Source organism: Pedobacter sp. 05T44, assembly GCF_056395985.1.
Genome location: NZ_JBFTKO010000035.1, coordinates 1 through 10778, shown reverse-complemented (window position 1 = coordinate 10778; position 10778 = coordinate 1). Strand labels below are relative to the sequence as shown.

The 10778-nt window shown below is 38.6% G+C and carries 13 protein-coding genes; 12 read left to right on the top strand and 1 reads right to left on the bottom strand.

All coding sequences use genetic code 11. The annotated features are described in order from the left end of the window. The first annotated feature begins 85 nt into the window (after window positions 1–85). Genes AC1DDK_RS25995 through AC1DDK_RS25970 form a run of 6 tightly spaced genes read left to right on the top strand, consistent with a single transcriptional unit; the run spans window position 86 to window position 4302 of the window. Window positions 86–760: a response regulator transcription factor gene (locus tag AC1DDK_RS25995; protein WP_477634193.1), complete on the top strand. Its 675-nt coding sequence runs from the start codon at window positions 86–88 to the stop codon at window positions 758–760. A gap of 2 nt (window positions 761–762) precedes the next feature. Next, complete coding sequence (locus AC1DDK_RS25990) at window positions 763–2088, top strand: HAMP domain-containing sensor histidine kinase (RefSeq protein WP_477634192.1); 1326 nt, start codon at window positions 763–765, stop codon at window positions 2086–2088. Between the two features lie 28 nt (window positions 2089–2116). Then, window positions 2117–2935 (top strand): sulfurtransferase, encoded by an 819-nt coding sequence (locus tag AC1DDK_RS25985; protein ID WP_337716893.1) that lies wholly within the window; start codon window positions 2117–2119, stop codon window positions 2933–2935. Further along, complete coding sequence (locus tag AC1DDK_RS25980) at window positions 2932–3384, top strand: helix-turn-helix domain-containing protein (RefSeq protein WP_172660240.1); 453 nt, start codon at window positions 2932–2934, stop codon at window positions 3382–3384. The genes AC1DDK_RS25985 and AC1DDK_RS25980 overlap by 4 nt, the downstream gene beginning before the upstream one ends. 47 nt (window positions 3385–3431) lie before the next feature. Next, window positions 3432–3866, top strand: a complete 435-nt coding sequence (locus tag AC1DDK_RS25975; protein WP_172660241.1) for a VOC family protein — start codon at window positions 3432–3434, stop codon at window positions 3864–3866. Next, entirely contained in the window at window positions 3850–4302 is a 453-nt protein-coding gene (locus AC1DDK_RS25970; protein WP_337716895.1) for a DUF1569 domain-containing protein, read from the top strand. The genes AC1DDK_RS25975 and AC1DDK_RS25970 overlap by 17 nt, the downstream gene beginning before the upstream one ends. On the opposite strand, the gene AC1DDK_RS25965 is transcribed toward AC1DDK_RS25970, so the two are convergent. Next, window positions 4292–4858 carry a DUF2306 domain-containing protein gene (locus AC1DDK_RS25965; protein WP_477622428.1) on the bottom strand — a complete coding sequence of 189 codons (567 nt, stop codon included), beginning with the start codon at window positions 4856–4858 and terminating at the stop codon, window positions 4292–4294. The genes AC1DDK_RS25970 and AC1DDK_RS25965 overlap by 11 nt on opposite strands. 242 nt (window positions 4859–5100) lie before the next feature. Here AC1DDK_RS25965 and AC1DDK_RS25960 point away from each other — a divergent pair, with 242 nt between their 5' ends. The 6 genes from AC1DDK_RS25960 (at window position 5101) to AC1DDK_RS25935 (ending at window position 10764) form a co-directional block, all read left to right on the top strand. Beyond that, complete coding sequence (locus AC1DDK_RS25960; protein WP_337716899.1) at window positions 5101–5484, top strand: winged helix-turn-helix transcriptional regulator; 384 nt, start codon at window positions 5101–5103, stop codon at window positions 5482–5484. Window positions 5485–5592: 108 nt separating this feature from the next. Next, window positions 5593–5934: a hypothetical protein gene (locus AC1DDK_RS25955; RefSeq protein ID WP_337716901.1), complete on the top strand. Its 342-nt coding sequence runs from the start codon at window positions 5593–5595 to the stop codon at window positions 5932–5934. 121 nt (window positions 5935–6055) lie between these two features. Next, on the top strand, window positions 6056–6871 hold the full coding sequence (locus AC1DDK_RS25950) for a TonB-dependent receptor (protein WP_337716903.1): 816 nt from the start codon (window positions 6056–6058) through the stop codon (window positions 6869–6871). Beyond that, window positions 6814–8421 (top strand): TonB-dependent siderophore receptor, encoded by a 1608-nt coding sequence (locus AC1DDK_RS25945; protein WP_337716905.1) that lies wholly within the window; start codon window positions 6814–6816, stop codon window positions 8419–8421. The genes AC1DDK_RS25950 and AC1DDK_RS25945 overlap by 58 nt, the downstream gene beginning before the upstream one ends. Then, entirely contained in the window at window positions 8418–9521 is a 1104-nt protein-coding gene (locus AC1DDK_RS25940; RefSeq protein ID WP_337716907.1) for a PepSY-associated TM helix domain-containing protein, read from the top strand. Before AC1DDK_RS25945 ends, AC1DDK_RS25940 begins: the two co-directional genes overlap by 4 nt. A 265-nt stretch (window positions 9522–9786) precedes the next feature. Then, complete coding sequence (locus tag AC1DDK_RS25935) at window positions 9787–10764, top strand: IS110 family RNA-guided transposase (protein WP_337718279.1); 978 nt, start codon at window positions 9787–9789, stop codon at window positions 10762–10764. Window positions 10765–10778 lie beyond the last annotated feature (14 nt).

Sequence of the window (10778 nt, the reverse complement as noted above, 5' to 3'; positions counted from 1 at the left end):
GTGCAAATGCCATTACTGAAGCTAAAAGGCAGCAATCTTTTATTAGCCTTGGTCTTTATTATCAATTTTAATTTCAATTGCACAAATGAAAGTACTCATAGTTGAAGACGAAAAAACACTTGCTTACGAAATGGAAACCTTTTTAAAAAAGGCATTTTACTTGTGCGATCTGGCGCATACTGTAGCACAAGGATTAGAAAAAATTGAAGTAAACAGTTACGACTTTATTCTGCTTGACCTTGGTTTGCCGGATGGCGATGGACTGTCGCTGCTTCCAAAAGCAAAAAAGCACAATCCAGAAGCTGCATATATTATTTTAACTGCCAGAGGCAACCTGGAAGATAGGATAACAGGATTAGATCTTGGGGCTGATGATTACCTTGCTAAACCTTTTTCGTTGCTAGAGCTTCAATCAAGAATGCAGGCAATTGCCCGTCGTAAATTTAATGTAAAAGAAGAAGCAATCCCACTTGGAGAATTTAGCATTGATCTTCAAAAGCGCCTTGTTCAATACAAAGAAGAACAAATTGAACTGTCGCGTAAGGAATACGATTTGTTAAGCTATCTGTTTCTACACAAAAACCGCGTTTTAACAAGAATGCAGCTGAGCGAGCATATTTGGGGCACCTTTGCCGACGATGACTATGATTCGAATTACATTGATRCACACATAAAAAACATCAGAAAAAAATTAAATTTATGGGCACCTACCGACTGGCTAGAGACAGTACGAGGTGTRGGCTATAGAATAAAGAAATAGACGTGAAACTATCTGCAAAGCTTATTTACTTCATTACCRGTTCTAAACTTGCAGTTGTGCTGTTATTTATACTTTCTATGCCCTTTTTGGTAGCAAGTATTGCGTCAGAATATACCAATTATTCATTAAGAGATCAGCAGAAGAAAGCATTAGATAAGGTGCAGAAAGATGGTATAGATTATTATCTGCAKGGCGATGACAGCTATGGAAGTTATACTATGCTTAAAGAGGAATATGTTGCCATTGAGCCCGCTGCACCAGAGCTACTTATTGACACCATAAAAACAGTAGAACGTATTGTGGAGGGGGATACATTGAGTTACCGCGTACTTAACCATACTTTTAAGGCCAAAAACAAAAACTATCTGCTGGAGATCGGGAAAACTGTAGGTAGCATCAATCAATATAACAAGCCTTTGCAGCGCATAGCCTTATATGTTCTGATGGGGCTAATCGCTTTAACTATTGTAATAGACCTTATTTTTACCCGGGTATTGATAAGACCGCTTGGCAAAATCATAGAAAGCAAACTGCTAAACCGAAAGTTTCCTTTTAAAGATCAAAGTAAACCTGTAAAAACCACCACACAGGACTTTAAATATTTAGATGAGTCGCTCATCAGTTTGATGGATCAGATCAATGTCGACTTTGAAAAGGAGCGAGAGTTTACAGCCAATGCTTCTCATGAGCTGATGACTCCGATAAGCATCCTCCAAAACAAGATGGAAAACCTGCTTGCTGATGACCAGATCACTGAAGATGTGGCAATGCGCATTGTGGGAATGATGAAAACGCTGGACCGATTAAAGAAAATATCTTCCTCATTGCTGTTCATTTCAAGAATTGAGAACGATCAGTTTGTAAAATTGGCATCTGTAAAACTTACAGATTTACTGKAAGACATAAAAGAAGAGATTAGTCACAGGTTAGAGGACAAAGGCCTTACTTTTTCTATACATATTAAAGAGAAGGTTACACTAAAAAATGTTAACCACGATCTGCTTTTTCAGTTGTTCTACAACCTTATAAATAATGCAATTAAATACAATGTTGAAGGTGGGAGCGTGATGGTTACCGATGCTTTTAACAAACAAGGCGACTATCAGATTTTCATTAAGGATACGGGTATTGGCATTGCAAGTGAAGATATTGACTTTATTTTCGATCGGTTCAGGAAGGCCAATTTATCTGAAAACGTGGGTTATGGACTTGGCCTTTCAATAGTTAAAAGTATTGCATTATATCATAATATTGATATTAAGGTTGCATCTGCAGTTAAGCAGGGATCAACCTTTACAATTACTTTTCCACAGGTAATGTTGGGATAGTTTTCATATATTCATGTTTTTAAATACCATGAAATTATCTTCTATAATACAGCCACAGGAATTGATTTTACCAGGTAAAAACGATTTTATTTTATTTGATGTTAGCGCCGGATCGAAAGCCAGATATGATGAACAGCACTTAGATGGTGCCTTTTATCTTGATCTAAATACAGATCTGGCCGATATTAAGGATTTCGCTGTTGGAGGCAGGCACCCTTTACCTACGTTTGAACATTTTTCTGAAGTTTTAGCAAAATACGGGGTTACAAAAGATAGCCATGTAATTGTTTACGACGATAAGAATGGCGCTAATGCTGCTGCCAGATTCTGGTGGATGTTAAAGTCAATAGGACACCAAAAAGTTCAGGTTTTAAATGGCGGTTATGATGCTGCTGTTAAAGCGGGATTTGCTGTTAGTTCTGAGATTCCAACTCCCAAAACAGCAGAGCCTTATCAGATCACCGAATGGCAGTTACCATTAGCAGAAATAGATGAGGTAGAAGTTGCTGGTAACAGTGATAATCATGCAGTTATTGATGTTCGCGATGCTAATCGTTATGCAGGATTAACAGAACCAATTGATTTAATTGCGGGCCATATTCCTGGCGCAATAAATATTCCTTTTACTGAGAATCTGGATGCTAACGGGGATTTTTTAGCACCTGAAATACTAAAAGAGAAATATTCAAAAGCTTTAGCCGATTATAAAACGGAAAATGTGATTGTGCATTGTGGTTCTGGCGTAACGGCTTGTCATACGCTTTTAGCAATGGACTATGCGGGTTTAGAAATCCCGAAGTTGTATGTGGGCAGTTGGAGTGAGTGGAGCAGGAATAAAATCAAATGACAACCGAGCAATATCCGAAGGTTTATTTATACAGAAGAATAGTTCAGGCAAAACTATTCATCGATAACAACTATGCCGACAAAATAGACCTCAATAATATTTCTAACGAGGCCTATTTTTCAAAATTTCATTTTATTCGACTGTTCAAATCTGCTTACGGAAAAACACCCCATCAGTATTTAAAATATGTGAGAATTGAAAAGGCAAAAGAACTACTCAAAAAAGATACTCCTGTTTCTGAGGCCTGCTTTTTAGTGGGCTTCGATAGCCTTTCTTCATTCAGCGGACTATTCTCAAAGGTCGTCGGAAAATCCCCGTCAACTTATCTGAAACACCACCAAGAAAACCAAAAGAAGATCAGTTTAACACCTCTTGCCTTTGTGCCGGGTTGTTATGCCTACCAACATGGTTGGCTCGAAAATAGCAATTTTGAAGAAACTGATATTTGATTTATTGCTCAAGTTTGTAATGAGTTTAACATCTAAAGCAAATAGCCATGATTACAAAAATGACCATTACAAACATTCATGTTATAGACCAGGATAGTGCCTATGACTTCTATGTAAACAAATTGGGGTTCAAACTGGTAGACGATTTTCCAATGGGGCAGGGAACCCGTTGGCTTACCGTTTCGCCTCCCGAGCAGCCCGACCTGCAATTGGTATTGTTTCCGGTTACAGTAAGCAAAATGTTTCCCAAAGAAATAGCGGAAAACCTAATAGACCTTATCAAAAAAGGGATATTTGGCTGTGGGGTTTTAACTTGCAAAGATATTCATGCTACTTACGAGGAGCTTAAAGCCAAGGGTGTTGAATTTATAAAACCGCCAACCAAAGAGTTTTACGGAACAGATGCATTATTTAAAGATGATTCTGGTAACTATTTTTCATTGCAACCTATAAATAATTTTGACAATGAAAACGATATTTGATAAGGCAACAATAGATGAATTGACTGCCAGGGTTAATTCACTGAATGAAAACAGCAAGCCGCTTTGGGGTAAGATGAATGTTTATCAAATGACCATGCATTGCACAAAATGGAACGAATGGGTTTTAGGAATAACTAATCCTGTTAACGGGCAAGAATTTTTAGGTAAAATCTTTGGCAAAATGGCGCTCAAAAGCAATACTAAAAACGACAAGCCAATCGGTAAAAATATGCCGGCAGGAAAAGCATTTACCATTAAGCAAAAAGAATGTGATCTGGAAGCTCAAAAGAAGACCTTGATGAACCTGATAGCTGATTTTGAAAACTTTTCAAATGATAAGTTCATTCACGATTTCTTTGGTAAAATGACAAGAGAACAAATTGGCATATTTGTTTATAAGCATTCAGATCATCATTTAAGGCAGTTTAACGTTTAAGTTTCTTAATGGAATAAATGCTGCGGATCACTTCATAAGTATAAAGTGGCACTGCCCACCCCATCCAAAAAAGAGGAACAGTAACTTCTTCAAAACTGCCCAACTGCTGTATAAATGGAATCTTGTAGATAAAACCTGAAATCAGAAAAGCTACGGTAACCAGATAACTTCTGATCATCCATTCTTTGTGAAGCTTGAATTGTTTCCTCATAGCGGTATAGAAAGCAATAAAAGTTGTACTGATCCAAACACTAGCCCAGATCTGCAGTGTAAAAGCATAAGCCCAATTTACCGCATAGGCCGTTGTGGAAGCAAGCATAAGGGCACTTATACTGCTTACCAGGATCGATAACAGATACAAATAACCAATTACGCGATGTATTTTCCAGCTATAGGTACGTAGTTTAGGCCAGAATTGAATAATACCTGAGATCAATGCTCCACCACCAGCCGTAATATGTGCGATGAGGAACCACCGTTGGGGGAAGTATCTGCCTAATGCTTCTGGCGTCATTTGCAGATAGTGATCTGCTCCATGCATGAATAACCAGGTCATAAAAAAAACGGTTATCCATATTAGTAAAGGTAGGATGTCTATCCAGTTAAGCTTAAATTGACTTTTTACATTCAGTTCTTTTTGCATTTCAGATTCCTTTTTGATTTTAATTAATCACGATAAGCGATAACACAAATTTCCCTGAAAGATTGTAAGGCAACAATAACCGATAAAAGATTCGGTATGGGGTTACTGTGAGGTTCGGGATGGATTGAGTAATTTTAACCAGCAATAATAAAAGTATGTATACAAGAAAAATACAAGAAGATCCAGATTGTGGTATCTATTTAGCGATGAGAGTATTGGGCGGAAAATGGAAATGTTGCATCTTGGATGCAATTAGCAGAGGTATTTCGAGGCCCAGCGAAATTGCCAGATATATCACTGAAGCATCCACACGTGTTATCGAAATGCAATTGGCGGAACTGCTTTTTTATCGTATGATTGAAAAATGTGCGGAAGATGTTTATCCTAAAAGAACTGAATACAAACTCACTATCCTGGGAGAAACCTTATTGCCTATTCTTTCCAAAATAGATCAATGGGGAATAGAACATGCAGAGTTGATCAAAGATCGAATCAGCGAGCTGCAAGAGGATGAACTGGAGGGGCAGTACCCGATCTAAAAAAACAGTATATTTCTCTATGATGCAAGAAAAAAGTAATACTTTTGCAGCCATAAAAATCAATAATTGAGAAGATCAGTTTGCCTTTTGTTACTATTCATGATCGTCATGCAGTCCTTTAATAAGTTGGGGATAATCCTCGCTTTTAAGATTAATCAGGGCTACATTGCTTCTGCCTTTTGTGAAAATAAGGATAAACCAGAAATGCATTGTAATGGACGATGTGTACTAGCAAAAAAACTCAAACAAGCCGAACAGAATGAAGAAAAGCAAAGAGCAGAAAATCTGGAAAAAGCTAATGTGCTCTTCTTTTGCAAATTGAACAGACTTGAGGTAAATGAATCATCAGCCTCCCCAAAAACGAGCGACTTTAATATTTTCTATTTAAAGTTTAAACCTTCTTCTTTTACCAACGACATCTTCAAACCACCTCAGTACGTAGCTGCCTAATCTATCTTATTTTTTTAATCACAATTATTGAGTAACCTGAGTTACTCACATGCCATTTTTATGGTCGAAATCGTGATGTGCCTCAGGCTGGTTTCTTATTAACATCTTTTTATACTTTCAAATGAAAATCAATATTTTCAGCATACTATTACTATTGTTTATCATTAGTAAATCCTTTGCGCAATCTGGCTCAGGGAATTTAAAAGGCCGCATCGTTACCGCTAGAGATGAAGCTGTTAGCGGTGCAACAGTTCAATTCCAGAATACACTAATTAGCACCCAAACAGATTCAGATGGAAACTTCAATTTTATCGCTATTCCTGCCGGTACATATGTATTGGTCGTTTCAAATATAGGGTATACCGCTCTTAAGCAAAATCTGATCATCACTACAGGCAAAAATGCCTTTCTCAATTTGCAACTCTCAGAAAGCAAACAGGAGTTGAGAGAGGTAGCAATCAATATCAGCAAGAAACATTACCATGTAAAACAATCCAGTAGCGCTACCAGAATGGATATTTCACTACTCGAAACCCCACAATCTGTACAAGCTATCTCGTCAGAGGTAATGCACGACAAGCAAGCTTTTACGCTGAATGAACTTGCAAGCAGTTTTACTGGTATGAAGGCAAATAATGGAAATGGTTCATTCACTATGCGTGGATTTACTGCATATTCTCCTAATGATGCAAGTTTCCTGCTTTATAATGGTATCAGAGGTAATCTCTTCTTATGGAGCCAACAGCCATTATTATACAACGTAGAATCTGTAGAGCTACTGCGAGGTCCTTCTGGCGCCTTGTTTAGTGAGGGAGCACCAGGTGGTGTAATAAACTTTGTCACAAAAAACCGCTTGCAGAAAGCCGATACAACATCGACTTGTCGCTGGGAAGCTGGAATTTCCGTCGGGCATCAGCAGACATTACCGGACCATTAACTAAAAATAAAAAGCTATTGTATCGTGCTATCATAGGCTACGACAGATCGGAAAGTTTTCGCAGCGACCAGGATAAAGAAAATATTTTCCTGGCACCATCATTAACTTATCTTTTTTCAGATAAAACAAGCCTTAACCTGGAATTGAACTATGCTCACCAAAAAGCTGTTCACCAATATGATAATGGAACTTTTATCCGCACCAGGACTGACGGTACTTTCGATTTTAACTATTATCCAAACAATCTGACCATACAAAGTCCAACTGACTATGGAAAGACCAATAACTCGTCGGCCACACTTTCATTCAACCATAGCTTTAACGAAAAACTGAAACTAACGGTGGTACAGCGTGCGGTAAGAAATGTGCTGGATTATACCGATCATATACCTGTAGGGAAGATCAGAAATGATTCAATTAGCAGAGGATATCAGGATTGGGAAACTGATCGTTTTAGTCTGCAAACCACTGCTTATGCAAGCTACAATACGAAGACCGGGTCCTTAGAACATCAGATCATAGTTGGTGCTGATTACAATCGTTATGGCTGGACAAAAAACGATTACCAGTATAAACCTTCAACCCGTATTTCTATTTTTAACCCTGATTACAGCAGTGATATCCCGGAATCTGCTGTTCCTGCTGAAGAATCAGATGACAACAAACGCATTACCAATTTGACGGGTTTCTATATTCAGGATCAGGTTAGTTTTGGACGACAGCTTAAAGCGCTGGTCTCTTTAAGATACGATAACTATGACGGAAAGGAAACTCCGCTGTCTGACAGAGATAATAAACAAGGTGATGAACTACAAGCATCTGGATGGATCCCAAGGGTTGGATTAGTATACTTACCTATAGAGAATTTAGCTTTTTACGGTACCTACGTCAAATCTTTTAATCCTCAAACCTCTAATAATGTTCTTTCTGGTGGGCCATTTCCTACCCGCAAGGCAACTCAATATGAACTAGGTACTAAAGCAGATTTCTTTAATCAGCAACTGTCAACCACAGTGTCTGTATATGAGATTAAATATGCAAATATCCTGACTGCCGCGCCTACAGAAGAAAACTCTCATCGCCAGACGGCAATTGATGGTACCCGAAGCAGAGGAATTGAATTCTCTGCCACCGGAACAATTCAAAACTTTAATATCATTGCCGGATATGCGTATAATGAACATATCATCCTCAGTACAAGTGCCTATGGAAAAAAAGGCGATCGTTTTGCAAATGCGCCAAAACACATCGCTAACCTTTGGTTAAAGTATAACTTGTATAGTACTGCTCTGAAAGGGTTGGGATTAGCCGGAGGTGTTCGCTATGTGGGCGATCAGGTTGGCCTGATCAGTAATCAAAACTTTGTGTTTCCTGAATATACCGTATTAGATGCAGCCATCAACTATCAAAGGGGGCGTTATAACATTCAGTTTAATGCTTATAACCTTACTGATAAACACTATTTCACTGGGAGCAGATCGAGCACAGTTGCTGGTGGTTTAGGTGATCCGTTTAATTATAGAATTGGAATAAGCTACCAAATCCGATGAACAGATCAAAATCAATAACTAAACTGGCATTCTCTTTTCATAGCTGGCTTGGTCTTATTAGTGGTGTTTTTCTATTACTGCTTGGGCTAAGTGGCTCGGCATTGGTCTTTTTAGAAGAGATCGATCACGCGATCAATGCTGAATTACTTAAGGTAAAACCCTCAGGTAAAATACTATTTCTAGATGCCCTCTACAGGAAGATAGGGCAGGAGCATCCAAACGTTGCGGGTATTGCCTGGTTAAATCCTGATGCTGTAACAAATGAAGCATATGAATTCAGACTTTATCAAAACGACGGAAAGATCAGTACCTATGACCTTGGGATGGTCAGCATCAATCCTTACTCTGGTAAGACCTTGCGCGAAGGAAACCTAAAAGATCTAAATCCAAGTTTCATGCACTGGATATTTCAATTTCATTGGAGTTTTCAGCTTGGTATACCGGGATTGCTGCTGGCTACGGTTTTTGGGATTACTATGCTCTTATCTACCATAACAGGGTTGATCATTTACAGAAAGCATGTATGGAAAGTGCTGTCCTTTAAAGAGAAAATGAAATGGAATAATTGGAGAACCATATCCTCTGGTCTACATAGAATTGTTGGAGTATGGGCATTGGCTTTTAATGTGGTTATTTTCTTTACAGGTTTCTGGATGAACAAGTTTTCATTAGATCCTGCATATTGGAAAAAACAAACTGTTTCAACTCCGATAAATACCTTGTCTTCACAAAACATAGACGAAATGCTTAGTAATGCAAAGAAAAATATGCCCGACTTAATCCTTAAAAAAGTTTACTTACCCACCCAGCCCGGAAAGAATTTCCAGGCAAGTGGTACAGTAAAAGGCCAATCCGCATTCTTCTATAATGGAAATTCGATTGCTATAGATCCTACAACTGGAAAAGTGATTTCTATTGAACTATTAGCTGAACACGGATTTTGGGAAAGGGTAGAAGCCACTTTTTTTCCTCTTCACGTAGGAAACTTTGGTGGTGTCACCATCAAAATATTATACGTGATCATAGGTTTATTACCGGGCTTGCTTTCCATTACGGGTGCAATGCTGTGGTGGCGAAAAGTAAGAAAAAGTTACACCTAAACAATTAAAATGAAAAGGGGCCGTATCATAAAGAGGTCGTCATCTCGAACGAATGCGAGAGATCCTTTAGATTTGTTTTTGATAATTTAGAATGAGAAGGAAGCAGAAGTAAACTATTCGTTCCTCAGAGTTTAGACTCATATCTCGATTTAGACTTCTGCATCCCTTTCATCAGGAACTCAAATAGAAATTAGGGCTAGTGACCCACTATCAAGGAGTTGAGCAGAACTGATGAATTCTCATTTCACTTTCTTAAAACGAATTTATGAAAAAGATTTTTATTGGAATCGACATTAGCAGCAAAACATTGGACATCTGTGTAAAGATTGATGGCAAAGTTCAGTATTTTAACATTCAGAACGAGATTAAGGCAATCAGATCATTATTCAAAAAGTATGCATCTGTAGAAACGGTGGTCGCAATGGAGAACACAGGTCGCTATAACTGGAACCTTCTTGAGGTTTTGGCCTGCATGAATCTTAGCGTCTATGTTCTTTCTCCGATGCACCTGAAGAAGAGTTTGGGGCTTACAAGAGGAAAGAACGACAAGGTTGATTCGCTCAGGATCTGCAGTTTCATAGAAAGGAACCAGCAGGAAAGTAGACCATGGAAACCATCGTCAATGCCCATCAAAAAGCTTAAGGTCCTGCTGGCCGAGCGGGCATCAAGGATAAGAATGAAGGGCCAGCTTGCCAGACAGCAGCATGACTACAAGTTGATGAAAAGCCTGGGCATGGACAAAGAGCTGCTCAGGCTGAACAAAAAACTGATCGAAGCGATTGATGTTCAGATAAAAAAGATCGAAGCAGATATCGAGAAAAATATCATGGCTGATGGCACCCTTAAGGAAAAAACCGAACTTATACGATCTGTACCGGGCGTAGGAAAGGTGGTATCATGGATGATGATCGCAAAGACCGAGGCATTCACATCGATCAGTGAGCCTAGAAAAATGGCCTGCTACTGTGGCGTTGTTCCATTTGACCACCAATCCGGAACATCGTTAAGATATAGGCCAAGGGTATCTGTTTTTGCAGACAAGCCGATGAAAAGCCTCTTACATTTAGCCGCTATGAGCGCAATCAGACTGAAGAATGACCTTAGCATATATTATAAACAGAAGGTTCAAGATGGTAAAAACAAAATGAGTGTCCTGAATGCTGTTAGAAACAAAATAATCCACAGAATCTTTGCCGTCATAAAAAACCAAACCATTTATAAAAATGATTTGGTTTTGTCATAGAAATCGAGATGACG